This is a genomic window from Halomonas sp. A11-A (assembly GCF_003182195.1).
Classification (GTDB): Bacteria; Pseudomonadota; Gammaproteobacteria; order Pseudomonadales; family Halomonadaceae; genus Halomonas; species Halomonas alkalicola.
In genome coordinates this window covers 44,960-71,958 of sequence record NZ_QGTM01000010.1, presented here as the reverse complement: position 1 = coordinate 71,958, position 26,999 = coordinate 44,960, and the positions used below count along the sequence as shown (strand labels likewise).

Here is a 26,999-nt window from a genome sequence, read left to right as displayed (position 1 = left end):
TCACTGTGCCGTTCATCAGTCACCCTCCTGGCTGAGATAGGGGAATAGGGTGCGCTGCAACCAGCGGAAAAGCAGGTCGAAGGCTAGCCCAAGCACACCGATGATCAGGATTCCGGCCATTATCTCATCAGTATTCAGGAAACGGCGTGCCCGCATCATCATCGCGCCTATGCCGGTCGTCGAGGCGATGATCTCGGCAATGACCAGGTAGGTCCATGCGATCGCCAGCATCTGTCTCATGGACGTCACGATGTTGGGCATCACTGCTGGCACCACGACCGTCCAGAGGATCTGCCACCGCTTGCCGCCAAGTGTCATCGCGGTTTCGATAAGCTCTGCACGCACCTGGCTCGTATGATCCATGATCAAGGTAATCAGAAAGAAAATGACCCCCAGAAACAACAGAGCCAGCTTGGGCGCCTCGCCCGTGCCAAACCACATCAGCAGAATGGGAATGAAGGCGGGGGCCGGCAGATACCGCCATGCCGAAACGAAGGGATTGAACAGCGCTTCGACCGTCTTGAAGGATCCCATCAGGATGCCGAGGGGGATCGCGATAAGACAGGCCGCCAGAAAGCTACCGACGATGCGCGCAATACTGATGCCGACATCCCCCAGGAAACCGCGCTCTGCGAACAACTCATAGAGCGTGCCGACCACCTCGAGGGGTGAAGGTACCAGCAAGGTATTGACCCAGCCGCGTAATACCGCTGTTTCCCAGAGACCGAAAAATATCACCCACACCAGCGCGCCCAGGATGAGGCGCCACCCCTTCGGTATCGGCGCTAGGAACTCGAACCAGCGTGATCGATAGGCACCCTGTCTGGATTCACCCGCCATTCCCATTCCCCATCTGTCAGATGCTATCGGCCCATCGGCCGGATTGGATCATGTCGCGGGAAGCACCGTTGGCACCGATGCTCACCCTACGGCATCAACGTGCAGACATTGACTGGCGATAACCGCTGTCGACCAGGTCGGCAATCAGGCTGCAGTCGACGCCCTTCGCTGCGTCCTGCACTCCATCCATCAGGCCCAGCTTGACCCACCACTCGTTGGTTTGTGCGACGCTCTGGACGATGGAACCCTGCTCGATGCCATGCGGCGGTTCTCCGTCAAGCGCACCGCAAATTCGCGCCGTTTCGTCAAAATCCAGCATATATAGTCCATCGTCCAGGTACTTGCCATTGGTACCCACGACCGACTCGATATCGGACACCGGCCACTGGAGATAGTCCGAAAACAACTGATTCACTTCTTCGGTATGGTCATGCCAGTACTGCAAGGCATCGAAGCGGGCCCGGATCATGTCCACGGCCGCTTCCCTTTGCTCCTTGATGAACGTCTTGTTCATGTACATTGCATCCATGAAGATGCCGGTATCGAGGTAATAGGGATCAGCCGTATCCGCCGCAATCTCGGCGGTATCGAGATTGTCCAGAACACGCGTTACCCAGGGTTCATACATGTAAGCCGCCGCCAGATCTCCCGACATGACCGGCCCGACAGCCTCGTCGGCATTCAGGTTGACCCACTCCACGTCGTCCGGCGTAAGGCCTTCCTTGTCGAGCCACATGCCCATCAATATTTCACCGATGTAGGCTTGTGGCGCGCCGACTTTCTGTCCTTTCAGCTCCTCCGTCGTCATGTCTTCGACAACCAGTACCTTGTCGACGCCGTAAGAGATGTTGAGGTGTGAAACCAGAACCGTGTCCGTACCACGTTCAATGGCAAATGGGGCATATTCAGCGGTACTGAGGTATACGTCTATTTGGCCTGCTGCCAGCGCTGCATGGCCCCCAAGAGGATCCTCGAAGATAGTGAGGTTGAGATCATGGTTGCCTGCGAGTCCTTTCTGTCGCGCCACTTCCAGAAAGGAAAACCCGGGCCATGATACGTTGAGCCCGATGTTGATCGTCTCGCTGTCCTGAGCGGTAGAGACGCCGGGCAGGATTATGGCGGAGGCGCACAGAAGTGTCGCGATCGTTGCTTTTTTCTTGGGAAAATAGAGGATCTTCATTTTATTGTTCCTGTTATAGTTGGTCATATAACCACTTTTTCATCTGGCTCTTTTAGAACAACCCTTCATCTTGGCATGTTATGTGGTTGTCTTCCTTTTGGGATTTAGCATATCCCCCAGAAATTGATCGAGCAATCACCGGATGACAAAACTAAGGTTTGAGGCAATCTAAAGTGGCCTAGTGCTTCTTTCTGGTGCTTCTTTCTACGGTAGCTCATCAGGATTTTGTTGTTTTGGTGCATGATTCACTGAAGCTCCTGCAAGGTTCTGGCTGTGTGCCTTGGAATCGACGGATGTCTGCTACCGCCCCGTCATTGCGACATACGATCGGGTGCCAGTGCGACAGCAGTGCTGCTGGGCTGGTGGTTCTGGGGGGAGATGCCGGATCTGTGGGTCTTCGTCGGCAGCCTGCTGATCATCGGCAGTGGCCTGGCGATCGCCTACCACGACCGCCGCACGACCCTGAAGCGCCGCCCCTCCTCCTGAGCGCGATCAGCGGCGGGTGAAGAAGGCCCGCGCCGCGGCTTCCGGGTCGGGCTGGCCGCAGATCGCCGAGATCACCGCCAGGCCCCGGGCCCCCGATGACCGCACGGCGCCGGCGTGTTCGGCCTTGAGGCCGCCGATGGCGACCGCGGGCAGGGGGCTGGCGGCGACCAGCGAGGTCAGGCCGTTGACGCCCAGCGGGCTGGCGTGGTCGTGCTTGCTGTGGGTGGCGAAGACCGGCCCCAGGCCGAGGTAGTCGAGCGGGCCCGGGTCGAGGCGGGCGAGTTGTTCGTGGGTCTGCACCGAGAGCCCGAGCAGTGCCCGCTCGCCCAGGGCGGCGCGGGCGGCGGCCACGTCGCCGTCGTCCTGGCCCAGGTGCAGGCCGTCGGCCTCGGCGGCCAGGGCCACCTCGAGGCGGTCGTTGATGATCAGTGGCACGCCGCTGCCGGCCAGCGCGGCCTTCAGCCGCCGTGCCTGGTCGATCATCTCCCCGTCGGCGGCGTGCTTGTCGCGCAGCTGCACCACCGTCACCCCGCCGCGCACCGCGGCCACCACGGTCTCCACCAGGCCGCGCTCGGCGCACAGGCCGGGGTCGGTGACGAGGTACAGGGATAGATCAAGTCGCATCGGTCATCTCCAGTAGCAGGCGGGGCCCCAGGGTCTCGCCCTCCAGGGCATGCAGGGCGTCGAGGAAGGCCACGGCGAAGCTGCCGGGCCCGCGTGCCGTCTCGCCGGCGATTTCGCCTGCCGCGGCATAGCAGGCCAGGGCAGCGACGGTAGCCGTGAAGGCATCCTCGGCGCCGGCCACGAAGGCGGCCACCACGCCGGTGAGCGAGCAGCCCAGGGTGGTGACCCTCGGCATCAGCGGGTGGCCGCCGCGCACCCGGGCCAGCCGGCGGCCGTCGGTGACGAGGTCCACCTCGCCGGTCACCGCCACCACGCCGCCGGTGCGGCGGGCCAGGCGGACGGCGGCCTGCTCGGCGGCCTCGGCCGGGTCGCTGCTGTCGACGCCGCGCCCGCCGGCGCCGCCGGCCTCCAGGGCGATGATCTCCGAGGCGTTGCCGCGGACCACCGTGGGCAGGCGCTCCAGCAGGCGCGCGCCGGTCTCGCGGCGGTAGGCGGTGGCCCCCACCGCCACCGGGTCCAGCACCCAGGGCTTGCCCACCAGGCGAGCCGCCTCGGCGGCCTCGATCATGGCCTCCACCCAGTGGGGCGAGAGGGTGCCGATATTGACCGTCAGGGCGTCGGCGATGGCGGTGAACTCCGCGGCCTCCTCCCGGGCATGGACCATGGCCGGCGAGGCGCCGATGGCCAGCAGCACGTTGGCCATGGTGTTCATGGCCACCAGGTTGGTGATGTTGTGGATCAGCGGGCTGCGTTCGCGCACCCGCGCCAGGTGGGCGGCGGGGTCGATCGAGGGAAACGTCGTGTGGGACATGCGTCCTCCCGGGCGCGGGAGGTGCGGGCAGGCGCCAGGGCCGGGACCGCACGACTCCCTACGCCGGCATTATCCGGGTCAGGTTCCAAGGGTGCCTCTCAGCCGCGGTTCTGCACCGCGGCGCCCCTGTCGTCAGGGCCACTATCCCCGGCCGCCGCGCCGCTGTAAAGGCCCGGGGCCGGCCGATGCCCACCATCGGCGCGGCCCTCCCTCAGCCGGCGCGGTCGAGCCAGCGCCGCGCCACGGCGCGGGCGTGGGACAGCTCGCGGCACCAGGTCAGCCGGCCGGCGGTCTTGCGGAGCCCCGCGCGGCGCAGCTTGACGATGATCCGCGCCGGCAGGCCGACCATCACCAGCCCGACGCCTTCGCGATGCATCTCGTCGACCAGGGACTTGAGGGCGACGATCGCCGTGCCGTCCATGCTTGGCACGTCGTGCATGTCGAGGATGACGACCCTTACCTTCGGGGCCACCAGGTGCAGCGAGGTGAGCGCCTTCTCGGCGGCGCCGAAGAACAGCGGCCCATCGATATCGTAGAGGGCGACCGCCTCGGGCAGTTCGCCGCTGGCGGCCGGCGATTCGGCATCGACGCGGCGGGTCTCCGTCAGCAGCGACATGCGCCGGATGAACAGGGCGGCGGCCAGGCCGATGCCCACCGCTACCGCCAGCACCATGTCGAAGAGCACGGTCAGGGTGAAGCAGGTCACCAGGATGGCCACGTCGCCCGGCGGGGCCGAACGCAGGGTATGCAGGAAGTGGCGGGCCTCGCTCATGTTCCAGGCGACGATGAACAGCAGCGCCGCGAGCGCGGCCATCGGCACCAGCCCCAGCAGCCCCGCCAGGGCGACCACCGCCAGCAGCACCACCAGCGCATGCACCACCGCCGCGATCGGCGAGCGGGCGCCGCTGCGGATATTGGTGGCGGTCCTGGCGATGGCGGCGGTGGCCGTGATGCCGCCGAACAGCGGTGCGACGAGGTTGCCGAGCCCCTGGCCGACCAGCTCGGCGTTGGGGTCGTGGCGGGTGCGCGTCAGGCCGTCCGAGACCACCGCGCAGAGCAGGGACTCGATGGCCCCCAGCATGGCGATGGCGAACGCCGGTCCCAGCAGGGCGCGAATCAGCGCGAAATCCACTACCAGGGGGTCGCCGTCGGCGCCGGGCAGGTGCCAGGGGGCCACCAGGCTCGGGGCGATCGGGGGGATGCCCGCGCCCGCCTCGCCGTGGGCCTCCCAGGTGAAGCGCGAGGCGATGGTCTCCACCAGATTCCCCGTGCTCGGGTCGCCAATCCCGTGGTTGACGGCATAGGCGGCCAGCGCACCCACGACCAGCCCGATCAGGGGCGCCGGAATCGGCAGCTGCAGCCGCGGCCAGAGCAGCATGATGCCCAGGGTGAAGGCGCCGACCCCCAGTTCCAGCGGGCTCAGGCTGGGTAGGGCGGCGAGGATGCGCCCCAGGTTGTCGACGAAGTGCTCGCCCAGCGGGCCGGCCTCCAGCCCCAGGAAGTCGGGCACCTGCAGCACCGCGATCACCACCGCGATCCCCGCGGTGAAGCCCAGTATCACGGGATAGGGGACATACTGGATGAGCCGCCCCATGCCGCTGAGGCCCAGCGCCACCAGGATCAGCCCCGCCATCATCGTGGCAATCAGCAGGCCGCCCAGGCCGTACTGCTGGACGATGGGGAAGAGGATGACCACGAAGGCCGCGGTCGGCCCCGAGACGTTGAAGCGTGAGCCGCCGGTCAGCGCGATGATGGCGCCGGCGACGATGGCCGTGTAGAGCCCGTGCTGGGGGGGCACGCCGGTGGCGATGGCCAGGGCCATGGAGAGCGGCACGGCCACGGTGCCGATGGTCAGGCCGGCCAGGACGTCGCGACGCAGGTCGCCCAGGCCGTAGCCGTCTCGCCAGGCCGCGCGCAGGCCGGTGGCGATGCCGGGGAGCTTGAAGGGCAGAGGGGTGCGTGCCATGCCGGGGATCCTCGCTGCGTGTCGTTCGCACATTGACGTTCCATGTTAATCGACCGAGGAGAATAATCATGGAAAAGGAGTCGGCACGCCTGGCCCTGCGGGTCGACCCGCGAGGGCAGCGAGTTCTCGGGCGGTGGCTCAGCCCAGCAGGTGGAAGCCCACCAGGGTGATCAGGCTGGCCAGCACCAGGCAGTTGGTGGCCTCCAGCGCTTCCTCGCCCCGCCACGGTTCGGGGCCCATCAGGACGGCCGTTGCGGCCCCCAGGGCGACCAGGCCCATGGGCAGCTCCACGGGATCCCAGCCGGCGGCCAGCACGCCAAGTGCCAGCAGCGCCAGGCCGGCGAGCAGTAGCGGCAGGATGGCGCGAGTCTCGGTGATGGGGGTGGCATCGAGTAACAGCGTTGCGCTCCGGGTCATGGCGTTGCCTCGCGTCAGGGATCGGTCATCACCTCCGACTGTGGCGCCCCTTCCTTAAGGATGGCTTACGGCGGCATGACCGGCGTGTGACACCGCCGTTGCGGATTGCGCGGCTCGGAGCCGTCATGGGCGGCGTGATGCAAGGATGAACGCCCCATGAACGGGGCGTTAAGGTTCCTGACAGCCGCGCTGGCGTAAGACTGTCGTTGTCCATCGAACGAGGAGGATGACGACATGAACTGGCTGGATTCCGCACAACGTTACGGCGCCGTCTCACGGGCGCTTCACTGGGGCATGGCCGTGCTGCTGATCCTGATGCTCGGCACGGAGTGGCTGGCGGAGCTCTTCGGGATGAGCGAGCGGGAGGCGATGTCGCTGCATAGGAGCGTCGGGCTGCTGCTGCTGGGGCTGCTGGTGTTCCGGCTGCTGTGGCGCGGGGTGAACCACGGCAGGCTCGAGGCCCATGCGCACTGGAAGTGGGCGGCACGGCTGGGGCACCTGGCGCTCTATGCGGCGATGCTGCTGATCCCCGCGAGCGGCCTGCTCGCCGCCCTGGGCAGCGGCCACGGCGTGGAGTTCTTCGGGCTGCCACTGTTCGCCCCGGGGGCGGAGATCGAGTGGCTGGAGGAGGCCGCCGAGGAGACCCACGAGGTGCTGGCTAACCTGCTGTGGCTGCTGATCGGCGTGCACGTGCTGGCCAGCCTGGCCCACCAGTTCTGGCTGCATGACAACACCCTGAAACGCATGGCCTAAGCCAGGCAGCGGCGCCACCCAGCGACGTTCACGGTCGTGTGGCGCCGCTGCGCCGGTCTGGGGACAGGACGTGATGGACAGACAGGGAGGCCCCACGCGAGGCCGGGTGTATCGCCGGCTTAAGCCTGCCTTAAGCGAGCTCTGAAAGCCTGGGGGCGAGAGGTGCCATTGGCACCCCGCTTACCCTGATGAGGAGTTCCTCCCATGAACACCCTGCACCTTTCCCACAAGCCGCTTCGCCAGCTCGCGGCCCCGCCGTCGCTGGTTACCCCGTACCGTCCGCGGCTGAGCGCATCGAGTTCCGCTCTCGAGGTGCTCACCGACTTCTCTCAGCTGATGCCACGCACCATCGATGCGGAGGTCGGCGTCGACGAGGCGCACCTGATCATGCGCTTTGGAGGCATTCGCCTGCTGCTGGTCATCGACGAGCAGAGGCACTGCCTCGGGGCGTTGACCGCTCGGGAGGTGATCGGCGACCGGCGCATCACGCTCGCCATGCAAGAGCGCGACCTGCCCCGTGACGAGATCACTGTGGGCATGATCATGACCCCCTGGCACAAGCTGGCGGCCATGTCGCTGGAGCAGCTTGCCTCGCTTACCATCGAGGACCTGCTGCTGTCACTGGAGTCGATGGCCGACCAGCACCTGCTGGTGACCGAGCGTGACAACCAGGGGCAGGAGTGGATTCGCGGCCTGGTCTCGGCGGCCGACATCCGCCGCGCGATGGGAGCCGGCGACAGGGCCGCGCCGGGTGTGCCCCTGGCGCACAGCTTCGCCGATATCTGTCGGGTGGTGACCGGCCACGAGCTGTGAGCCCGGTGGCCTGATCACGACGCTATGATCGCGTCCCGGGGGCTCAGTCCTCCGGGGCGCGGCAGTTGGCTGCCAGGTCCAGGGCGTCTTGGCGGACCTCGCTCTGCACGCCGAGCAGCCCCAGCAGCGAATGGAACAGGTGGGCATGGCTCAGTGAGGCGTCGCGCCGGGCGGCGAGGCAGTCGTTGCTCAGTTGCTGGCTATTCAGGAAACCCTCGGAGGCCCACCACATCATCGGCACCCGAGTCTGCTCCTCGGGGGCGATGGCATAGGGCAGGCCATGCAGGTAGATCCCCTTCTCGCCCAGCGACTCCCCGTGGTCGGAGACATACAGCATGGCCGTGGCCAGGGGCTGGCTCTCCTCCAGTACGCCGATGATCCCGTCCAGCACGCTGTCGGTATACAGGAGCGCATTGTCGTAGCTGTTCACGATCGCCTCCGGGGCACACTGGGCCAGATCGGCCGACTCGCAGGTGGGGGTGAAGGCCCGGAAGCTCTCCGGGTAGCGCTGGAAGTAGCTCGGGCCGTGGTTGCCCAGCATGTGCAGCACGATCACCGTATCCTCGCCTATCGCGCCGATGCGCCTTGCCAGCTCCTCGACCAGCACGCCATCGAGGCAGCCGCTCGCCTCGCACAGCCCGGGGTAATCGCCAGGCGTCGGTGACGCTCGCTCCACGCCGTCGCAGACCCCCTTGCAGCCCGACTGGTTGTCGATCCACTCCACGCGATAGCCGGCGCGCTGCACCACGTCCAGCAGCGACTCGTGGCTGCGGGTGAAGCGCTCGTCGTAGTCGGCTCGCCCCTGCGGGGAAAACAGGCAGGGCAGCGAGACGGCGGTACTGGTGCCGCAGCTGGCCACCTCACGGAAGTTGATGACATCTCGCTCGGCCAGCCGCGGGGTGGTCTGCCGGGCATAGCCGGACAGCCCCCAGTTGGCGGCGCGCACCGTCTCGCCGACCACCAGCACCAGCAGCCGTGGCGTGCCGTCGGCGCTCGGCAGGCGTCGTGCATCCTCGCCGATGGGCAGGCGCTCCTCGGGCAGTGGCGGCGGCGCCGCCATTACCTGGCCGGTGGAGATAATGGCATTGCCCGGTGTCACCAGATAACGCAGTTCGTGATGGTTGCGCATCAGTGAGGAGAGGCTCTGGAACGAGAGCAGCAGCGCCCCGGCGAGCACGATGACACTACCCAGCCACCACAGTGCGCCGGCCCCCAGGCCGTGCTGCCAGCTGCGCCGGCGTAGCGGCCAGCCCCATACCAGTGACAGTGGCAGCAGGCCGAACAGCAGCAGATAGAGCGCCAGGCCCGGGGTAAGCAGCTCCCCGGCCTCCCGGGTATCCGTCTGCAGCACGTTATCGATCATGTGGGTATCGAAGTAGGTGCCGTAGTGGCCGGTGAAATAGCTGACCGCGGCGGCGACCAGCACCAGGGCGGTCAGCAGCGGCTTGACGGTTATGCGGCCGACCAGCGGCAGGAAGACCCCCAGATGAAGGGCGGTCATCACCACGCCGTAGCCGACCAGCTGCCCCCAGTCGCCAAGCCCGCCGGGCGGCTCGGCCGCGATCACCGCCGACCAGAAGCGCCGGTTGTAGAAGAGCGTGAAGCCCAGGCAGGCGAACAGGGTCAGGGCCTGGGGGGAAAGTGCCGGCAGCCTCGAGCGGAACCGCAGGAAGCGTTCCAGGGGAGAGCGAGTGGACTCAGGCATGGGGGGAAGACTCATGGGCCGGTCGAGAGGGCGAGTGTCGAGGGGTGTCATGGTGGCGTCCGGAAAGGCAACGCAGCCATGCTGAGGGACCCGCCTTAACGAACCCTTATAACCCGCTCACGAGCAGGTGTCAGGCCCGGCTGGCCTTGTCGGCCCGCGGCAGCGTCGCCACCGCGCGCAGGCCGCCACCGGGTGCCTCCTCCAGGCGGAGTGTGCCGCCGTGGCGGGCCAGCAGGCGCTCGACGATGGAGAGCCCCAGGCCGGCGCCGGCCCCGGCACCCGCGCGATGGAAGCGCTCGGTGACGCGCTCGCGCTCCGCGGCGGGAATCCCCGGGCCCTGGTCGTCCACGCTCAGTATCAGCCGGGCGTCGTCGGCCGCCAGGGTCACCGTCACCTGGCCCCCGTCCGGGGTGTAGCGCAGGGCGTTGCCGACCAGGTTCTGCACCAGGGTGGCGATGGCGCCCGGCTCGGTCGCCAGCCGCCAGTCGCTGCCCTCGTCGGCGGCGAGATCCAGCGTCTGGTCGCGCTCCACCGCCAGCGGCGAGAGCTCGGCCAGCGCTTCGCGCACCTCGGCCAGCAGGTCGCCGTCGACCCGGGCGCCCGCCTCCTGCTCCTCCTCCTCGGGCTCCAGGCGCGCCAGGGTCAGCAACTGGGTGACCAGCCGGGTGGCCCTGGCCACGCCGCTGCGCAGCTCCTCCAGCGCCTCGCGCCGGTCGGCGGGGTCCTCGGCGGCCAGGGCGTTCTGGGCGTGCAGGTCGAGTACCGCCAGCGGGGTGCGCAGCTCGTGGGCGGCGTCGGCGATGAAGCGCTTCTCGCGCACCCGCAGCCGGCGGATGCGCTCCAGCAGCCGATTCAGGGCGCCGACGATGGTGTCCAGCTCCCGGGGCAGGGGGCGCATCACCAGAGGCTGCAGGTTGTGGGGGTCGCGCTGGCGGATCGCCGCCGCCAGCCGCGACAGCGGGCGCAGCCCCCGGCCGGTGGCCCACCACAGCAGCAGCGCCAGCAGCGGCAGGCCGACCAGGTCCGGCAGCAGGGTGCGCAGGGCCACGGCGCGAGTCAGCTCGCCGCGCACATCGTCGCGCTCGGCGACCATGATACGCCGCGACGACGCGGCCACGTCCAGCACATAGACCCGCCAGTCGTGGTCCGCCACCCGGCTGCTGGCGTAGCCGGGTGGCGCCTCGGTGAAGGGCTCGGGCGGGGCGCTGGCCGAGCGCAGCAGCAGCCGCTCCCCCTCCCACAGCTGGAAGGCCAGCTTGCTCTCGTAGCGGTGGCCGGGCAGGTCCTTGTCCGACTGGTCGGCGCGCGCCAGGGCGCTCTCCAGGCTGGCGAGCAGCGCCTCGCGCTGCGCCTCCGGCAGCGGCGCCTGGATCAGCCCCTCCAGCAGGCGGGCGTTCTGGGCCAGGCTGGCGTCGTAGAGCTCCTCGATCTCGTGGGCGGCGTAGCGGTAGCTGACCAGGCCGATGGCCAGAATGCTGACCCCGAACACCAGCAGCACCAGCCCCAGGGTGCGGCGCCGGATGGAGGTCACGCCTCGGCCTCCCGGGGGGCGCGGTCCAGCACGTAGCCGATGCCGCGCACCGTGCGGATCAGCCCCGGAAAGAACTTGCGGCGCAGGTGGTGGACATGCACCTCGATGGCGTTGCTCTCCACGTCCTCCTCCCAGCCGTAGACCAGCCGGGTCAGGGTGTCCCGGGTGAAGACCCGCCCCGGGTGTCCCATGAACTCCTGGAGCAGGGTGAACTCGCGGCGGGACAGGACGATCGCCTCGCCCTGGTAGCTCACCTCCCGGCTGGCGGGGTCGAGGCGGATGCCGCGACACTCCAGCAGCGGGCTCGCCTGGCCCTGGCTGCGGCGCAGCAGGGCGCGCAGTCGCGCCTTGAGCTCGGCCACCTCGAAGGGCTTGACCAGGTAGTCGTCGGCGCCGGCGTCGAGGCCCTTGATGCGGTCGTCCACGGCGTCCCGGGCGGTGAGGACCAGCACCGGCACCCGGTTGCCGTCGCGCCGTGCGCCCTCCAGCACCCGCATGCCATCGAGCCCGGGCAGGCCCAGGTCGAGGATCACCGCGTCGAAGGGTTCGTCGCCCTGCAGGGCGGCCCGCGCCATGGCGCCGTCGGCGAGGTGGTCCACGGTGTAGTGCTCGGGCTTGAGGGCCAGGCGGATGCCCGAGGCCAGGCTCGGGTCATCCTCGACCAGCAGGATGCGCATCGGGTCGTCATTTCTCCAGTCGTGACAGCAGGTGGCGGATCTCCTCGCGGCGGCCGGCATCGGCGAGCTCGCGGCCGGGTCGGGGCGGCGCCTGTAGGGCCTTCTCCAGGGCCTGGCGCGCCTCGGCGTCGCGACCCTGCTGGTGCAGATAGTCGCCCCAGAAGTAGAGGCTGTCGAGCCCGTCGGGGTCGATGGCCAGCGCCCGCCTGAGGTGCCACTCGGCCTTGTCGTCGTCGCCGAAGCCGAGCGGCCAGCCCGGTACCTGATAGTAGAGCGCCCCGAGGCTCGTATAGGCGGAGCCCTCCAGCGCCAGCGGGTCCAGCGCCAGGGCGGCCTCCAGGTGACGGCGCGCCTGCTTGACCAGGCCGAGCGCCCCCAGCCCGCCCTCGGCGCCGGCCTGGCTGGAGCGCACGATGCCGGCCCAGATCAGCCGCTCGGCGGAGTCGGGGGCTTCGGCCAGCTGGCGTTCGGCCTCGTCGCCCAGCGCGGCCAGGGCCCTGGCATGCTGGTCGTCCGGCAGTTCGTAGCGGATCTCGGCCCAGCGGGCCTGGAGCCGGACCACCGCCGGGTCGGTGACGGTCTCGTCGCCCGCGGCCAGGGCGGCGATGGCGAACAGGCCGCCGAGGCCGGCGACAAGCAGCATGGCGGCCAGGCGCAGGAGGGTAAAGTGGAAGCGTCGTCCAGCGTTCATGGCGTGGTCTCCGGGGTGCCGATAAATCGGCGAATGACGGGAAGCTGGCGGGCCAGGGCGCGGTCGACCACCCCCGGCAGCAGGGCGTTGAGGCGAACGAAGAGGCGTTCGGGTCCGCCCAGCTGGGCCTCCGGCCGGCCGCGCTCCACGGCGCGGCGCACCGCCTGGGCGACCCGGGCGGGGCTATCCATGGCGTTGCCCAGGGCCGCGTTCATGGCCGTCACCTCGGGGGCGTTCATGGGGGTGCGGGTGGCCCGGGGCGAGACATGCAGCACCCGCACCCGGGTGTCGGCGAGCTCCCGGCGCAGGGCCTGGCTGAAGCCGCGCAGGGCGAACTTGGTGGCGCAGTAGCCGACCTGGCCGGGGTAGCCCAGGGTGCCGAAGGTGGAGCCCAGGGTGATCACCCAGCCCTGGCGCGCCGCCATCAGGCGGGGGAGCAGGGCCCGGGTCAGCTGCAGGGTGGCGGTGAGGTTGAGGGCGATGAGCCGCTCGAGCTCGGCATCCGAGCCCTCGGTGAACAGTGCGACCCGGTTCACCCCGGCGGCGTTGATCAGCATGGTGATACCTGCCTGGTCCGCGGCGGCCACCAGCCGCTGGCGTTCCTCGGCGCGGGTCAGGTCGGCGGGCAGCGCGGTGACCCGGTCGGGGTGGCGGGCCGCCGTGGCCGCCAGGGCCTCGGCGCGGCGGCCGGTGATCAGCAGTTGCGCCCCGGCGGCGGCCAGCTCGTCCACCAGCGCCTGGCCGATGCCGCCGCTGGCGCCGGTGATCAGCACCCGCTGGGCGGGCCAGCCCCCCGCCGGCAGCCGCGGGTGCCGGGTGAGGCGATCAGGCCAGCGCATCGCAGAGCTCCCGGGCGGCGCTGCCGCCGGCACAGCGTGCCTCGACGCCGCGGAACATGGCGCCGTAGAGGCGGTAGACCAGCCTCGCGGTGTCGACTACCGCCGCCAGGTCGTCGGCCTCCAGGCGGTTCACCAGCCCCTCGAAGAAGGCCAGGTGGCCGATATCCAGGCTGCCGTGGGAGGTCAGGTAGCGCACCGCCTCGTCGGGCAGCGCGAGGCTCGCCTGCAGCTTCTCGGCGGCCTGGGTGGCCAGCGCCGTGCTGGTGCCCTCGAGCACCTGGACCATGCCGAAGAAGCCCACCGGGTTGCCGTGCTCGATGGTGTCGCGCACCGTGGCCACCATCAGCCGGGTGGCGGGATCCGCCGGCCTTGCCGCGGCCGCCTCGGCATCGCCGCCGGCGGCGCGGATGTCGTCGAGGATCCACCGCTCGTGGCCGTGCTCCTCCTCGATGTACTCCACCAGGGCCTCGCGCAGCCAGCCCAGCCGGTCGGGCAGGCGGGCGCCGCAGGCCATCATCAGCGGCACCGTGAAGCGCACGTGGTGGTAGGCCTGGCCGAGGAAGGCGAGGTACTCGTCGCGGCTGACGCGGCCTTCCAGGGCGCGGGTCAGCAGCGGGGTGGCGAGCAGCCAGTCGCGCTCGTCGCGGGTGGCCTGCTGCAGTTGCTGGTAGGGGGTCATGGGGCACTCCTTCTTGAGGGTCGAGCTCGGTTCGAGCCGTGGGCAGGACGAGGTAGTGCGCAGCCAGTCGCCATGGGCGGCGAGGATGGCGTCGCGCCGCAGGCGGCCGTTGGCCGTCAGCTGGCGGTTCTCAGGGGTAAAGGGGGCGCTGCGGCGCCACTCGTGGACCCGGGCGTAGTCCGGCAGGCCGGCGTTGGCCTCGGCCACCGCGGCGGCAAGTGCCGCGTCGTCGACCTCCGCCGAGGCGGGCACCAGCAGGGCGCGGTTGGCGGGCAGCGCCTCGCCATGGACCAGGGCCTGGGCGATGGTGGGGCGGGCGCAGAGCTCGCCCTCCACCCACTGGGGGTCGACGTTGCGGCCGTAAGCGGTGATGAAGACCTCGCGACGGCGCCCCTCCAGCACCAGGGCATCGCCCTCCCAGCGGCCCAGATCGCCGGTGGCGTGCCAGGGGGTGGTGGGCGCCGACTCACCGAGATAGCCCAGCATGGTGGCGCCGCGCACCCACACCTCGCCGCTGGCATCAAGGCGCACCTCGGCATGGGGCAGCGGCCGGCCGACGCCGCGGGCGGGCTCGCCGGGGCGATTGAGACAGACCACCGAGGCGCACTCCGAGAGGCCGTAGCCCTCGAACACCGGCCAGCCGCCCCGACGGGCGCGCCCCAGCAGGGTGCCGGCGACCCGCGCCCCGCCCACGGCCACGAAGCGCAGGCTCTCGGGGGCCTTCGGGCGCGCCTCCACCAGCGCCTGCAGCAGCTGGGGGACCAGGATCAGGCTGTGGGGGCGGCAGGCGTCGAGGGTGGCCAGTGCCCGCCGTGGGTCGAAGCCGCTGGCGCCTCGCCAGCCCAGCGCCGCCACCCCGGGTAGGTGGACGCTGGCCCCCAGCCACAGCGGTGCGTAGAGGCCGCCGATATTCTCCAGCAGGGTGGAGAGCGGCAGCATCGCCAGGTGGCGCTCGATGGCAAGCCCGGCCACCGCCTCGGCGAGGCTTTCGGCCACGGTCAGCGGCGCAAGGCCATCCAGGCAGACCCCCTTGGGCGTGCCACTGGTGCCGGAGGTGAAGGTGATGCGGGTGGTGCCGGCGTGCAGGGCCGGGGGCGAGGTGACGCGCCGGGTGGCGATGGCCGGGTCCCGCGTGGCGGCGAAGCCGTGGGCCTCGCCACCGTGGCCGATCCAGGCGTCGAGCCCGGCGCTCGCCACCAGGTGGCATCGCTGGGCCTGGCTGAAAAAGCCGGGCACCGGGACCGCCACGCGGCCGTCCCGCAGTAGCGCCAGATCCCACAGCGCCCAATCGATGCCATTGTCCAGCGCCAGAGCGACCCGCGTCGCCCCGGCGGCGGCCAGGCGCTGCCGGCGCGCCTCGATCTCGCCCGGCAGCTCGGCGAAGATGACGTGGCGCGCGCCGTCGTCCAGTGCGATGGTGGTCGGCCGCTCCTCGGCGTGGCGGGCCAGCCGCGCCAGGAAGGCCTCAGGCGAGGTGCGCATGGGCCATCTCCGTCGCGCGGGGAGGCGCCGAGGGCAGCAGGCCGCGTTCGGCAAGCTCCCGGTGGGCGCGGGTGAGGTCGCCGGCCATGACCCAGGGGCGGCGCTCATAGTAGCGGCCCCAGTGGGCCTGGTCGTCGCCCAGGCGTGCCGGGTCGGCGACCATCACCGGCTCGAGGGTGAGGCCCAGGCGGCGGATGCCGTTGGCCACCTCGGGGGTGGCGGTGAACAGCAGCCAGCCGATGCCCTCGCGGCCGAGCTGGTCCACCAGGTGCAGGAAGAGCGGGCGCTGCAGGCCGGGACGGCGGCTGGCCAGGTTGCCGATCTCGGCGACCTGGTGACGGGCCACCGGGCGGGCGAAGCGCTCGGCGAGCAGGCGCTCGGCGGCGATGTCCAGGTAGCGCTCCTGGAACAGCGGGCCGCTTGCCGCCGAGCGCACCCCCACTGCGGCCTGGGGCCAGCCGCCCTGCCACAGGCCGAAGAGGCGCGGCAGCAGCTGGGTGACGGTGGCGTCATGCTCCTCGGCGAAGCGGCGGCGGACCAGGTGCGCCAGGCGTCGGCGCTGGGTCCAGTGGCGGGCCTCCTGCCAGTGCAGCGTCGGCGCCGCCGGCAGGCAGGCAGGGTATTTCGAGTCGGGCATCGGGGCGTCTCCATGACGTGTCATCGATACCCTGGCCCCGGCAGCTTAACGAAGGCTTAAGCGATTCGAGGGGCTTCCGAGCGTACGGATGAAAGAGGCCCGGGGCGCTGGTGGCGCCCCGGGCCTCTTCCTGCGGTGGTCGGCTGTCGGTCAGTCGCGCTCGACCTTCAGCGCTTCCTCCTCGCCCCGGCGGGTGGTCACCTCGAGTTCGCGGCCGTCCTCGTCGCGCCCCTCGATCTCGATCAGGTCGTCGCGCTTGAACTCGATCTCCTCGAACTCGGCCATGCCCTCGGCCATGGCGACCTCCATGGCCAGCCGCACCTCGGCCTCGCTCATGCCCCAGGGGCCGTCCTCCTTGCGCTTGCGCTCCTCCTTGTAGAGCTCGCCGCTCTCCAGGGAGAGCCGCACCTCGGCCTGCCACTCGTCGTCGAGCCAGCCCTCGATCTCCACCTGGCCGCGCTCCTTGGCCTCGATCTCCAGATAGTGGGTGAAGCCGTAGGCGGCGCCTCGCTCCAGCACCGCGTCGAGGCTGCCCGCGGGCAGGGCATCGCCGGCATGGGCAGCGGTGACGCCCAGCGCCAGGGCGGTGAGGGAACCGGCAATCAGCATCTTGATGGTCATGGGGTGAACTCCTCTCTGTTGGGTACGACACCCTTGTATCACCCGCGACCTTGCCGGAAGCTGACGGCGTCGTTCATGCTGCATTCATCTTCCGAGTGGCAAGCTCTTTCCATGACTCGATGCCAGCTCTCTCCCCGTCCGTTCCATCAGGGCCGTCGTGGCGCCGTCCTGCTCCTTGCGCTGGCGCTGGCTTGCCTGCCGCCCCTGGCGTCGGCCGACAACGACTGGCACGACCTCCATGGGCGCGTGAGTCGCGGTGAGCTGGTGCCCATGGTTTCCGTCCTCGACTGGCTGGAAGCCCACTACGCCGGGCAGGTGCTGGAGGTGGAGCTGGAGCGCGAGGATGGCCGGCTGGTGTACGAGGTGGAGATGCTCGGTCCTCGGGGCCAGCGGGTCGAGTCCGAGTTCGACGCCGCCAGCGGCGAGCTCATCGGCATCGAGGGGGTGGGTATCGACGACATGAGGCGCCGCCCGTGAAGGTGCTGCTGGTGGAGGATGATCGCGCCCTGGCCGAGGCGCTGGGCGAGGCGCTGGCCGGCGGCGGGGTGCTGGTCGAGCGGGCGGCCAGCGGCGGCGAGGCCGACTTCCTGGTGCGCACCGAGACCTATGATGCCGTGATCCTCGACCTGGGGCTGCCCGATGGCGACGGCACCCGCTGGCTGGGGCAGTGGCGCGAGGACGGCATCGAGCTGCCCGTGCTGGTGCTCACCGCTCGCACCCGCTGGGCCGACAAGGCGGCGGGGTTCACGGCGGGCGCCGACGACTATGTCACCAAGCCCTTCGAGACCGCCGAGGTGCTGTTCCGGCTGCGTGCCCTGGTGCGGCGCAGCCATGGCCACGCCCATCCGGTGCTGCGCATCGGCGACCTGGCCTTCGATACCCACACCGGCAGCGTGACCCGTGCCGGCTGCCCGGTGAGCCTCACCGCCCAGGAGGCGCGGCTGCTCGCCTACCTGGCCCATGCCGCCCCGCGGGTGGTCAGCCGCAGCGAGCTGGCCGAGCACGTCTACGACCGCGACCACGAGCCGGACTCCAACGTCATCGATGTCCAGGTCAGCCGGCTGCGCCGCAAGCTGGGTGCGGCGCATATCGAGACCCTGCGTGGCCAGGGCTACCGGCTGACGGGCGGCGAGGAGAGCGGATGAGTCGCCTGCCCTCGCTGGCGCACGCCTCCCTGGCCACCCGCCTGCTGGTGGCCGCCCTGCTGGTGATCCTGGTCTCGCTGCCCCTGGCGGGCCTCGGCCTCGCCCACCACTTTCGCGCGTCCGCCACCGCCGCCTTCGACGAGCGCCTCGAGGCCCTGCTCAACGTGGTCATCGTCGAGGTGCGCTACGACGAGCTGGAGCAGCGGCTCCAGCACGAGCGCTCGCTGGGCGATCCGCGCTTCGAGCAGGTCTTCTCCGGCTGGTATTGGCAGGTCAGCGACGGCGCCGATCGGGTGCTGACATCGCGTTCGCTGTGGGACCAGCGGCTGCCGGTGGTGCCGGCCTCGGGCCCCGAGGTGCGTGACGTCTTGGGGCCAAGGGGGGTGCCGCTGCGTCTGATCGAGCGCGACATCCGGCTGGCCCCGCTCGAGGCGCCGCTGCACATCGGCGTGGCGCTCAGCCGGGAGGAGCTGGATGCCGAGCTCGCCGGCTTCTCCCGCCTGCTGGTGCTCTCCCTGCTGGGGCTGGCCCTGCTGCTGCTGGCCGCGCTGGCGGCTCAGGTACGCTGGGCCCTGGCGCCGCTGCGCCGGCTGCAGGCCAGCCTCCGGGAGGTCGAGAACGGCGAGATCGAGCGCCTGGATACCCGGCTGCCCGCCGAGCTGTCGCCACTGGCCGGTGCCATCAACGGCGTGCTGGAACGGGATCGGCGCCTGATGGAGCGGGCCCGCCACGCCGCCGGCAACCTGGCCCATGCGCTGAAGACCCCGGTGAGCGTCCTCTCGACCCAGGCGGATGGCCTCGAGGCGCCGCAGCGCCAGCGCATGAAGGCCGAGCTTCGGCGCATCGACGAGGCCGTGCGCCACCATCTGGCCCGGGCCTCCGCCGCCGGCGACGCCGGGCTGCATCGGCCGAGCCGCTGCCTCGAGGTGCTGGCGCCGGTGCTGGAGGGGCTGGGCCGGCTGGCCGAGCGGCGCGGCATCCGCCTGAGCCACTCGCTGCCGGAGGCGATGACGCTGCGCATGGACCCCCAGGACCTCCAGGAGCTGGTCGGCAACCTGCTCGAGAATGCCCTGCGCTGGGCGGCCACCCGGGTGTTGCTGAGCGGCGGCGAGGAAGGGGACGAGTGCTGGCTCGAAGTGGCGGACGATGGTCCCGGCATGAGCGAGGGCCAGCGGCATCAGGCCATGGCGCGAGGGGTGCGGCTCGACGAGCAGGAGCCCGGCAGCGGCCTGGGCCTGGCCATCGTGGGCGATCTGGTGGCCCTGTACGGGGGGCGGTTCACGCTCGGGCGCGCAGCACTCGGCGGGTTGGCGGCCCGGGTCTGGCTGCCGGCGGGGCCCCTGTCGAAGGCTCAGGGCGCCGCGGCGGCGGCGCCCAGGAAGCGCTCCTGCCAGTAGGCGATCTCCACCGGCGCCGTCTCCACCTGGCGGCCTCGGCCCGGGGCGTGGATCATCTGGCCGTCGCCGAGGTAGATCCCCACGTGGCTGGCCTTGCCGCGCCCGGTGATATCGAAGAAGAGCAGGTCCCCGGGGCGGGCCCTGGGGGTGGCGGGCAGGGCGCGGAACTGGTCGTCGGCGGTGCGCGGCACCGGGATGCCGGCGGCGCGGTAGGCCAGCTCCACCAGACCCGAGCAGTCGAGCCCCGCGGGGGAGTTGCCGCCGAAGCGATAGGGGGTGCCCAGGGCGTTCTGGGCAGCGGCCAGGATCAGCGCCCGCTCGATGGAGAGCCCCTCTGCGGGGGTCGGGTCATGCACGGCAAGCTCACGGCCGGCGCAGCCGGCCAGCAGCAGGAGCAGTGCGAGGGCTGCGGTGAGCCGCCAGGCGGCCGGACGGGGGGTGGGCATGCGGGGAGCTCCGCAGAGACGGACATGCCGCTACATTAGCGCCTGCCGCCTGGCTCGGAAAGCCTCAGCGAAAGGCGATGCGAGTCCCGTTGGCGAGCATCTCGTCTGGCGTCATGGCGTGCCCCACCGCTCCCTAAGATAACTTCGTTTTCACGCCAGTCTGCGTAGAACCGTAAAAATCGCCTGCCGCCGGAACTGGAAAACTCCTGCCGCTGTCCCCATCTACACAAGACAGTTTCCCCATGGCAGACAGGAGTAGCCCATGAGCTTCAAGGGAGAGCAGCATCCCGGCGTCCAGACCCCCACCGCCGATAGCGCCGGCTTTCGCCTCAACCACACCATGCTGCGGGTGAAGGACCCCGAGAAGGCGCTGGCCTTCTATACCCGGGTGTTCGGCATGCGAGTGCTGCGCCGCCTCGACTTCGAGGAGATGCAGTTCTCGCTCTACTTCCTGGCCCGGGTGGAGGAGGGGGAGCCGGTCCCCGAGGCGACCGGCGAGCGCACCGTCTGGACCTTCAGCCAGAAGGGGGTGCTGGAGCTGACCCACAACTGGGGCACCGAGAACCAGGCCGACTTTTCCTACCATGACGGCAATGCCGAGCCCCAGGGCTTCGGCCATATCTGCTTCAGCGTGCCGGATCTCGAGGCCGCCGAGGCTTGGTTCGACGCCAACGCCGTGGAGTTCGTCAAGCGCGCAGACCAGGGCAAGATGAAGAACGTGGTGTTCGTGAAGGACGTCGACGGCTACTGGATCGAGGTGGTCCAGGCCGACCGGCTGGCCGCCCTGGGCGACTGACCCGGGCATGGCCCGATGCGACGGCGCCGCCCCACCGGGGCGGCGCCGTCGTGCGTTTCAGGGCCGGCGCTTGCCTCAGCCGAAGGCGTAGACGTCCATGGCCAGTACGCCGTGCTCGACGCTGTGGTGCAGGCGCTCGGCCTGGCCGCCGGCGCCCATGGCCACCAGCAGGGGCTGGAAGTGCTCCGGCGTGGGGTGGTTCTCGCGGGCCTTCGGGGCCGACTCCCAGGCCAGCAGGGCCTCGCGATCGTCCTCGGCGAGCCGCGCCTCGACCCAGTCGGCGAACTCGCCCACCCAGGCCGGCATGGCGGCGTCGCGGGCCTGCATCTCGTAGAGGTTGTGGGTCAGGCTGCCGGAGCCGATCACCAGGATGTTCTCGTTCCGCAGCGCGGCGAGCCGCTCGCCCAGGGCCGCCAGCTCGGCGTTGGACCACTGCACTGGCAGCGACAGCGACACCACCGGCACCTCCGCCTGCGGGAACATCAGCGACAGCGGCACCCAGGCGCCGTGGTCCAGGCCGCGTTCGGTGGGGACGGCGTTGAGCTCGCGGGCCAGGCGCAGCGCCAGCTCGGGCTCGCCGGGGGCGGGGTACTGGCACTCGAAGAGCTCCCGGGGGAAGCCGCCGAAATCGTGGATCGTCTCGGGGTGGGCGCTGGTGCTCACCAGCAGCTGGCGGCTGGCCCAGTGGGCCGAGACCACCACCACCGCCTTCGGGCGCAGCCGCTGGCCGAGCCCGCGCAGGAAGTCATGGGCCGGAGTCTCGGTCAGGGCCAGCATCGGTGAACCGTGGGAGATGAACAGGCTGGGCAGCATCTTGGCTCTCCTTGGATGGGTGACGTCGGTGATGCCGGCCACTCTACCAGCACCCCGGGAGAAGATAATCGGGGTTTGGCGAGAAACATTATCGCTCACTCGGCGATAATCCTGTGTTCCCCGCCCCGCAAGCGGCTCAGTAGCCGGTCATCTCCAGGTAGCCGACCCCCAGCCGCTCACCGCTCCGCGGGTCTCGGGCGACCACCTCGCCCTCCCAGTAGGGCACCGTGGTGGCCATCCAGCGCTCGGCATGAGGCGCCTCGACGATCAGGTCAAGCCCCGCTGCGGGCACCTCGAGTCGCCAGCGAGTAGGCACCTCGCGGCCGGCCACCGACGAGGTGGCCAGCGGCGTGAGGGCAAGCTCGCCGGGTGCCAGCGCCCGGGGCTCCCCCTCGGGCGAGATCCAGGTGCCGGAACGGTAGTCACCGCCGGCCTCCCCGCCGCCGCGCAGCTGGAAGGCCATCAGCCGGTGACCGTCCTCCAGGTGCAGCGAGAACCAGTCCCAGCCCGCCTGCTCGGGGCCCAGCAGCTGGCTGCTCCACTCCCGATCGAGCCAGCCCTGGCCGCTCACCGCATGGGTCTCTCCTGCCAGTACCACCTCGCCTTCCACGCGCCAGAAGGGCTGGCTGACGTACATCGAGCCCTGGCCATCGGCGGACTTCTGGCTGAAGCCGGCGTCGCCGTGCAGCACCAGCGGGCCCTCGGCGGTGAGCTCGAGGCGGTAGCCGACGCGCTCCTGCCCCTCGCCGTCGAAGGCGGTCAGGGTGAGGCGCTCGAAGGTGTCGGCGTCCGGGTCTTCCACCCGGGTGGCCAGCGTCCAGTCGTCGAGCCAGGCGCGGAAGGGCTGGGCCACGGCGCCGGCCTGGCCGGCGCGGCCCTCGCTCGGGTCGGCGGAGTGGCTGCGGGCGAAGCGCTCGGCCACGGCGTGCCGCTCGCCCCGGGAGACCGCCAGGTGCGCCATCCACAGCTGGTCGGCGACCCAGGGGCCGGGGGCAGGGCGCTCGATAGGGGGCACCAGGGCCTGGCGGAACAACGTCCACTGCAGGCCCAGCGGCTCGCCGGCCTGGTCCTCCAGGTTGGCGGTGAGGTACCACCACTCGATGCGGTGGTCGGGATGGGCGCCGTGGTCCTCCGGGAAGCGCAGCGGCGTGCCGGGGCGTGCCTGGGCAAAGCCCTCGGCGCTCTCGCCCAGGCCGGCGAAGCCGGCGGAGGGCTCGGGCGCAGTACCCTCCTCGCAGCCCCCCAGCAGCAGGGCCAGGCCCAGCGCCAGTGCCGCCAACGGGCCGCGGGTCGGGGCGCTCATGATGCGCTCTCCTCGGCCAGCAGCGTGCGGGGCGGTGCCCGCCACAGCCGCAGCACGGGCAGCGCGGCGGCCAGCAGCGCCACCGCCACCGCGGTGGCCAGGGTCAGAATGATCTCGCCGGGAAAGACGTGCAGCGGAAGGCGCCAGCCGAAGGCCGCCACGTTGATCAACGCCACCAGCCCCCAGGTGATGGCGATGCCCAGCGGCACCGCCAGCAGGCCCGTGGCCAGGGCCGCCCCGCCCAGCTGGGCCAGCTGAAGGTGGCCCAGCCGGGCGCGGGGCACGCCCAGCGCCCACAGCGGCGCCAGCTGGCGCCGTCGCTCGCGTGCCTGGGCGAGCAGGCTGGCCAGCAGCGCCAGGGCCGCCACGCCCAGGGTCAGGGCGTTGAGCGCCCGGGTGATGGCGAAGGTGCGCTCGAAGATGCCGGTGGCGACACGCTTCACCTCGCGCTGGTCCAGCAGGCTGTCGCGGCCCAGTGCGAAGCGCTCGGCGAGGGCGCGACGCAGGTCATCCGCGTCGGCGCCCGGCGCCAGCACGATGCCCACCGAGCCCGGCGGCGCCCGGAAGCGCTCGGCCAGCCGGGGCGTGGCCAGCAGCACCTCGCCGCGGGGGTTGCCGTAGTCGGGGTAGACCGCCACCACGGTCAGCGTTTGGCGGGCTCCGCCGCGGGCGCCCGCGCCGGCCAGGGTGAGGCGGTCGCCGGGGGCGAGCCCCTCGGCGGTGGCCAGCTGCTCGTTGATGAAGGCGTCGCCGGCCGCGAACGCCGACCAGGCCGCCTGGCGCCCCGCCAGGGTCTCCCGCAGGGGCCAGGCGGGCATCAGGGTCGCCCCGGGAGTGATGCCGTAGAGGCCGACCGGCAGCTCCAGGGGCCGCGAGGCCCCCTCGCGTTCGGCCGCCAGCAGGGTGGCCTCGCTGCGCCGCGTGGCCAGCCGCTCGGCCACCCCCGGATGCTCGCCGAGCCAGGCGTGAACCTCGTCGAACCGTTCCGCCGGCGGGCGCAGGTAGAGGTCCGCGACCAGGCGCTGGTCCAGCCAGTCGAGGAAGGTGAGGCGAAAGCCGCCCACCATGCTGCCCACCCCCAGGTTGGCGGAGAGCGCGATCAGCAGGGCCATCATGGCAAGCGTGAGCCGCGGCAGCTGCAGCTGCAGGTCGGCCAGGGCCCACTGGGCCAGCGGGCGTCGCCGAGCCAGGTGCGCCAGACCGGCCAGGGCCGCGGCCAGCACCGGCGGCAGCCACAGGGCGCTGGCCAGCAGCAGGGCGGCCACCAGGCCGAAGCCGGCCAGCAGTCCCTCGCCCGGCGGCAGGCGGGCCAGCCAGGCCCACAGCGCCAGGCCGACAAGCGCCGCCAGGCCGCCGGCCATGGCCATCAGCCGCAGTTGGCGGTGGAAGCCGGCCCGCCATGCCTGGGCCTGGCCCAGGTCGAGCACGCTGAGCCGGGCCGCCCGCCACAGCACGCCGGCGCCGGCCAGCAGCAGGCCGCCCAGGGTCACCGCCAGCCCGCCCAGCCAGTAGTGCCAGGGCAGCCGCAGCTCGGCGCCGACCCCCGCCCCGTAGAGGCTGCCCAGGGTGGCCGCCACGTCGGGCAGCAGTGCCCGGGCCAACCAGACGCCGCTGGCGATGCCTGCCAGCGCCCCGACCAGGCCCAGGATCAGCAGCTCCAGGGCCAGCAGGCCCACCAGGGCCCGGCCGGTCACGCCCAGCGCGCGCAGGGTGCGCAGCATCTCCAGGCGCTGCTCCAGGGCGAGGCCCAGCGCGGCCTGGACGATGAACAGCCCCACCACCAGCGCCAGCAGCGCCAGGGCGGTGAGGTTGAGATGGAAGCTCTCGGTGAGCTGGCCCGGCGAGGCCAGGGTCGTGGCGGGCGTCAGCACCAGCCCGTCCGGGGCCTCGGCAAGCGCGCCGGGCGCCACCACCAGCCGGCTGATCCGCTCGCCGCTCTCCAGCAGGGCCGCGGCGGCGGCGATGTCCATCACCAGGGTGTCCGGCGGCAGCGAGGGCGCCAGGCTCAGCGGCGGCAGGCGTTTCCCGTCGTTCAGCGCAGGCTCGCTGCCGATGGCATCGCCTGGCGTGACGCCCAGGGCGGCCAGGGAGTCCGGGGCCACTCGGGTCTGCCAGGGGGGTGACAGAAAGCCGGTGAGTTCGCCCGGGCTTGAAGAGAGGCTGTCGGCCGTGGCGAAGGCGCTGTCGCCGGGCAGGGTCAGCGGGTCGATGCCGATCACCGTCAGCCGGGTGCCGTTCGCAGGCTCCAGTTCGCCCTCCAGCAGCGGCGAGACCGGCACCCCCGTCCGGCGCAGGGCGGTGAACTCCTCCCGGGTCAGCGCCTGGCCGTCGCGGCGCTCCAGGCGGTCCAGGCCGGTGGTGAAGAGCGCCTCGGCGCGGGCGTAGCTGTCCCGGGCCGAGGCGTTGATCGCCTGGACGCCGCTCCACAGGGCGCTGGCCACCCAGAGGCCGAGCAGCAGCATCAGCAGCTGGCCGGGGTGGCGCCGATAGTGGGAGAACAGGGTGGTGAGAACCGTGGCCATCAGCGGTCCGTCGGCGGGTGAAGCTGGCCGTGGGAGAGCACCAGGCAGCGGTCCAGTGGCGCCGCCACCTGGGGGCTGTGGGTGACCACCAGCAGGCTGCAGCCGGTCTTGCGTACCAGTTCCAGCAGCAGGGCCAGCACCTCGCCGGCGGTGGTTTCGTCCAGGTTGCCGGTGGGCTCGTCGGCGAGCAGCAGGGCGGGGCGCGGGTCCAGGGCACGGCCGATGGCCAGGCGCTGCTGCTGCCCGCCGGAGAGCTGTTCCGGATAGCGCTTCTCCAGTCCGGCCAGGCCGAGCCGGCTCACCAGCTCGGCGGTCCAGTCGGGATCCTCCACACCGGCCAGCCGTGCCTGGAGGCGCAGGTTGTCGATCACGGTGAGGCTTGGCACCAGGTGGAACTGCTGGAACACCAGGCCCAGCGCCTCGCGCCGCAGCCGGGCCCGGTCGGGTTCGGCCAGCGCCGACAGCGGCCGGTCGGCCAGGCGCACTTCGCCGGCATCGGGCAGGTCGAGCCCCGCCGCCAGGTGCAGCAGGGTCGACTTGCCGCTGCCCGACTCGCCCATCAGTGCCAGGCTCTGCCCGGCCGCCAGGGTCAGGTCGACGCCGTCCAGCACCGTCAGCGGCCCCTGGGGGGTGGCATAGGCCTTGTGGACCTGGCGAAATTCGAGCATGGGGAGTTCCCGGTGGCGTTCCCTCCGGCATGGTGGCACAGAACGTTCCGCCGCCACAGGCGACTCACGGAGAAGTGAAGCCGGCAAGGCGATCGCGTATAACCGAGGGCATGCCGGGGCATGCGGCCTGATGGCCAAGGGAGGGCAGAGTGACGGTCACGGTGTCGAGACACTTCGTCGGCGAGCTGTTTCGGGGGGTGCCACAGCTTCACCGCGAGCGCGGCAGCCTGCTGCGCCGCGCCGGCATCTCGCCGGGCTGGCTGGACACCCGGCACGGGCGAGTCACCGTGGAGCAGTTTGCCACCCTCTATCGCCTGCTGGTCAACGAGTGCGATGACGAGACGCCGGGGTTCTTCTCCCGGCCGCTGCGTGGCGGCACCCTCAAGCTGCTCTGCCTGAGCCTGCTGGAGGCGCCGACCCTCAGGGTGGCGCTCCACCGCTATCGGCTGTTCTTCCGCATCCTGCTGGATGATTTCGGCTACGAGGTCAGCCACGGTGACGAGCGGGTGCGCATCGGCCTGGTGGAGCACCGCGCTCCGGCGGGCAGCCGCATCCTGGTGCACGAGCTGATGCTGAAGCTGCTCCACGGCATCGCGTCGTGGATGATTGCCCGCAAGATTCCACCGCTGCTGATGGAGTGCGCCTACCCCCAGCCTGCTCATAGTGCCGACTATCGCTACTTCTATCCGGGCCGGGTGCTCTTCGACTGTCCCCAGACCGCCATCTACTTCGATCGAGCGGTGCTCGACGAGCCGATCCGCCAGACCAAGCAGCACCTGGGCGCCTTCCTGCAGCGCGCCCCGGCGGACTGGTTCTATGTCTCCTTCGAGGAGCGCCTGCTCGCCCACCGGGTGCGCGAGCACTTGACCCGCCACGGCGCCTACTCGGCCAGCGTGGCGGAGGTGGCCGAGGCGCTGCACCTGTCGGTGCGCACCCTCTCGCGGCGCCTGGCGGCGGAAGGGACCCGCTTCCAGGCGGTCAAGGACGAGTGTCGGCGGGACTTCGCTATCCAGGCGCTGACCCGCAGCGAGCAGCCGTTGACGACCCTGGCCGAGTCGCTGGGATTCCAGGACCAGGCCTGCTTCAGCCGCGCCTTCCGCGGCTGGACCGGGGATACGCCCGCCGCCTATCGGCGGGCGTTGGCGGTACCCCGGTGA

The 26,999-nt window shown here is 70.9% G+C and carries 26 protein-coding genes, 1 pseudogene and 1 riboswitch; of the genes and pseudogenes, 8 read left to right on the top strand and 19 right to left on the bottom strand.

Annotated elements, in window-relative coordinates; all coding sequences use genetic code 11:
- Positions 1–15 precede the first annotated feature (15 nt).
- A complete protein-coding gene (locus DER72_RS09040) occupies positions 16–840 on the bottom strand; it encodes an ABC transporter permease (RefSeq protein WP_110069666.1) in 825 nt (274 codons plus the stop codon).
- Positions 841–934: 94 nt separating this feature from the next.
- The gene (locus DER72_RS09035; RefSeq protein ID WP_181395636.1) at positions 935–2,020 is read right to left on the bottom strand and encodes an ABC transporter substrate-binding protein; all 1,086 of its coding nucleotides are present in this window, start codon (positions 2,018–2,020) and stop codon (positions 935–937) included.
- Between the two features lie 345 nt (positions 2,021–2,365).
- On the opposite strand from DER72_RS09035, the pseudogene DER72_RS09030 reads away from it, so the two are divergent.
- Positions 2,366–2,506, top strand: a pseudogene (locus DER72_RS09030) (EamA/RhaT family transporter); the annotation flags it as partial.
- A 6-nt stretch (positions 2,507–2,512) separates the two neighbouring features.
- On the opposite strand, the gene thiE reads toward DER72_RS09030, so the two are convergent.
- The 4 genes from thiE to DER72_RS09010 all read right to left on the bottom strand — a co-directional run bounded on the left by thiE (position 2,513) and on the right by DER72_RS09010 (position 6,324).
- Positions 2,513–3,130 (bottom strand): thiamine phosphate synthase, encoded by a 618-nt coding sequence (gene thiE, locus DER72_RS09025; protein WP_110069664.1) that lies wholly within the window; start codon positions 3,128–3,130, stop codon positions 2,513–2,515.
- Entirely contained in the window at positions 3,120–3,941 is an 822-nt protein-coding gene (thiM, locus tag DER72_RS09020) for a hydroxyethylthiazole kinase (RefSeq protein WP_110069663.1), read from the bottom strand. Before thiM ends, thiE begins: the two co-directional genes overlap by 11 nt.
- A 38-nt stretch (positions 3,942–3,979) precedes the next feature.
- Positions 3,980–4,079: riboswitch (TPP riboswitch) on the bottom strand.
- 73 nt (positions 4,080–4,152) lie between these two features.
- Complete coding sequence (gene dauA / locus DER72_RS09015; RefSeq protein ID WP_110069662.1) at positions 4,153–5,907, bottom strand: C4-dicarboxylic acid transporter DauA; 1,755 nt, start codon at positions 5,905–5,907, stop codon at positions 4,153–4,155.
- Between the two features lie 138 nt (positions 5,908–6,045).
- Positions 6,046–6,324, bottom strand: a complete 279-nt coding sequence (locus DER72_RS09010; protein ID WP_110069661.1) for a hypothetical protein — start codon at positions 6,322–6,324, stop codon at positions 6,046–6,048.
- A gap of 234 nt (positions 6,325–6,558) precedes the next feature.
- Here DER72_RS09010 and DER72_RS09005 point away from each other — a divergent pair, with 234 nt between their 5' ends.
- Both DER72_RS09005 and DER72_RS09000 read left to right on the top strand, forming a co-directional pair.
- On the top strand, positions 6,559–7,077 hold the full coding sequence (locus DER72_RS09005) for a cytochrome b (RefSeq protein ID WP_110069660.1): 519 nt from the start codon (positions 6,559–6,561) through the stop codon (positions 7,075–7,077).
- Between the two features lie 204 nt (positions 7,078–7,281).
- Entirely contained in the window at positions 7,282–7,890 is a 609-nt protein-coding gene (locus DER72_RS09000) for a cystathionine beta-synthase, core (protein WP_110069659.1), read from the top strand.
- A gap of 43 nt (positions 7,891–7,933) precedes the next feature.
- Here the strand turns inward: DER72_RS09000 and DER72_RS08995 are convergent, their stop codons facing one another.
- From DER72_RS08995 to DER72_RS08960, 8 genes are all read right to left on the bottom strand, one after another.
- Positions 7,934–9,595, bottom strand: coding sequence for a phosphoethanolamine transferase (locus tag DER72_RS08995; RefSeq protein WP_181395635.1), 1,662 nt, complete (start codon positions 9,593–9,595; stop codon positions 7,934–7,936).
- Between the two features lie 130 nt (positions 9,596–9,725).
- Positions 9,726–11,126, bottom strand: coding sequence for an ATP-binding protein (locus tag DER72_RS08990; protein WP_110069657.1), 1,401 nt, complete (start codon positions 11,124–11,126; stop codon positions 9,726–9,728).
- On the bottom strand, positions 11,123–11,803 hold the full coding sequence (locus DER72_RS08985; RefSeq protein ID WP_110069656.1) for a response regulator transcription factor: 681 nt from the start codon (positions 11,801–11,803) through the stop codon (positions 11,123–11,125). Before DER72_RS08985 ends, DER72_RS08990 begins: the two co-directional genes overlap by 4 nt.
- Positions 11,804–11,810: 7 nt before the next feature.
- On the bottom strand, positions 11,811–12,494 hold the full coding sequence (locus DER72_RS08980; protein ID WP_219983244.1) for a hypothetical protein: 684 nt from the start codon (positions 12,492–12,494) through the stop codon (positions 11,811–11,813).
- Positions 12,491–13,333 carry an SDR family oxidoreductase gene (locus DER72_RS08975; protein ID WP_110069655.1) on the bottom strand — a complete coding sequence of 281 codons (843 nt, stop codon included), beginning with the start codon at positions 13,331–13,333 and terminating at the stop codon, positions 12,491–12,493. The genes DER72_RS08980 and DER72_RS08975 overlap by 4 nt, the downstream gene beginning before the upstream one ends.
- A complete protein-coding gene (locus DER72_RS16595) occupies positions 13,320–15,494 on the bottom strand; it encodes an AMP-binding protein (RefSeq protein ID WP_110069654.1) in 2,175 nt (724 codons plus the stop codon). Before DER72_RS16595 ends, DER72_RS08975 begins: the two co-directional genes overlap by 14 nt.
- The gene (locus tag DER72_RS08965; RefSeq protein WP_110069653.1) at positions 15,478–16,131 is read right to left on the bottom strand and encodes a thermostable hemolysin; all 654 of its coding nucleotides are present in this window, start codon (positions 16,129–16,131) and stop codon (positions 15,478–15,480) included. The genes DER72_RS16595 and DER72_RS08965 overlap by 17 nt, the downstream gene beginning before the upstream one ends.
- Positions 16,132–16,281: 150 nt before the next feature.
- A complete protein-coding gene (locus DER72_RS08960) occupies positions 16,282–16,752 on the bottom strand; it encodes a PepSY domain-containing protein (protein ID WP_110069652.1) in 471 nt (156 codons plus the stop codon).
- Positions 16,753–16,863: 111 nt separating this feature from the next.
- On the opposite strand from DER72_RS08960, the gene DER72_RS08955 reads away from it, so the two are divergent.
- The 3 genes from DER72_RS08955 to DER72_RS08945 are packed head-to-tail and all read left to right on the top strand — an operon-like array spanning position 16,864 to position 19,294.
- Positions 16,864–17,229: a PepSY domain-containing protein gene (locus DER72_RS08955; protein WP_110069651.1), complete on the top strand. Its 366-nt coding sequence runs from the start codon at positions 16,864–16,866 to the stop codon at positions 17,227–17,229.
- The gene (locus DER72_RS08950; protein WP_110069650.1) at positions 17,226–17,897 is read left to right on the top strand and encodes a response regulator transcription factor; all 672 of its coding nucleotides are present in this window, start codon (positions 17,226–17,228) and stop codon (positions 17,895–17,897) included. The genes DER72_RS08955 and DER72_RS08950 overlap by 4 nt, the downstream gene beginning before the upstream one ends.
- Positions 17,894–19,294: a HAMP domain-containing sensor histidine kinase gene (locus DER72_RS08945; protein ID WP_110069649.1), complete on the top strand. Its 1,401-nt coding sequence runs from the start codon at positions 17,894–17,896 to the stop codon at positions 19,292–19,294. Before DER72_RS08950 ends, DER72_RS08945 begins: the two co-directional genes overlap by 4 nt.
- Here the strand turns inward: DER72_RS08945 and DER72_RS08940 are convergent.
- Positions 19,249–19,740, bottom strand: a complete 492-nt coding sequence (locus DER72_RS08940; protein WP_110069648.1) for a C40 family peptidase — start codon at positions 19,738–19,740, stop codon at positions 19,249–19,251. The genes DER72_RS08945 and DER72_RS08940 overlap by 46 nt on opposite strands.
- Positions 19,741–20,002: 262 nt before the next feature.
- Between DER72_RS08940 and gloA the strand changes: the two genes are divergently transcribed.
- Positions 20,003–20,536: a lactoylglutathione lyase gene (gloA, locus tag DER72_RS08935; protein ID WP_110069647.1), complete on the top strand. Its 534-nt coding sequence runs from the start codon at positions 20,003–20,005 to the stop codon at positions 20,534–20,536.
- A gap of 75 nt (positions 20,537–20,611) precedes the next feature.
- Here the strand turns inward: gloA and DER72_RS08930 are convergent, their stop codons facing one another.
- The 4 genes from DER72_RS08930 to DER72_RS08915 all read right to left on the bottom strand — a co-directional run bounded on the left by DER72_RS08930 (position 20,612) and on the right by DER72_RS08915 (position 25,842).
- The gene (locus DER72_RS08930; protein ID WP_110069646.1) at positions 20,612–21,349 is read right to left on the bottom strand and encodes a dioxygenase; all 738 of its coding nucleotides are present in this window, start codon (positions 21,347–21,349) and stop codon (positions 20,612–20,614) included.
- A 136-nt stretch (positions 21,350–21,485) separates the two neighbouring features.
- Positions 21,486–22,652 (bottom strand): lipocalin-like domain-containing protein, encoded by a 1,167-nt coding sequence (locus DER72_RS08925; protein WP_110069645.1) that lies wholly within the window; start codon positions 22,650–22,652, stop codon positions 21,486–21,488.
- Positions 22,649–25,174, bottom strand: a complete 2,526-nt coding sequence (locus DER72_RS08920; protein WP_110069644.1) for an ABC transporter permease — start codon at positions 25,172–25,174, stop codon at positions 22,649–22,651. Before DER72_RS08920 ends, DER72_RS08925 begins: the two co-directional genes overlap by 4 nt.
- Positions 25,174–25,842, bottom strand: coding sequence for an ABC transporter ATP-binding protein (locus tag DER72_RS08915; protein WP_110069643.1), 669 nt, complete (start codon positions 25,840–25,842; stop codon positions 25,174–25,176). The genes DER72_RS08920 and DER72_RS08915 overlap by 1 nt, the downstream gene beginning before the upstream one ends.
- Before the next feature lie 149 nt (positions 25,843–25,991).
- On the opposite strand from DER72_RS08915, the gene DER72_RS08910 reads away from it, so the two are divergent.
- Positions 25,992–26,999 (top strand): AraC family transcriptional regulator, encoded by a 1,008-nt coding sequence (locus DER72_RS08910; RefSeq protein WP_110069642.1) that lies wholly within the window; start codon positions 25,992–25,994, stop codon positions 26,997–26,999.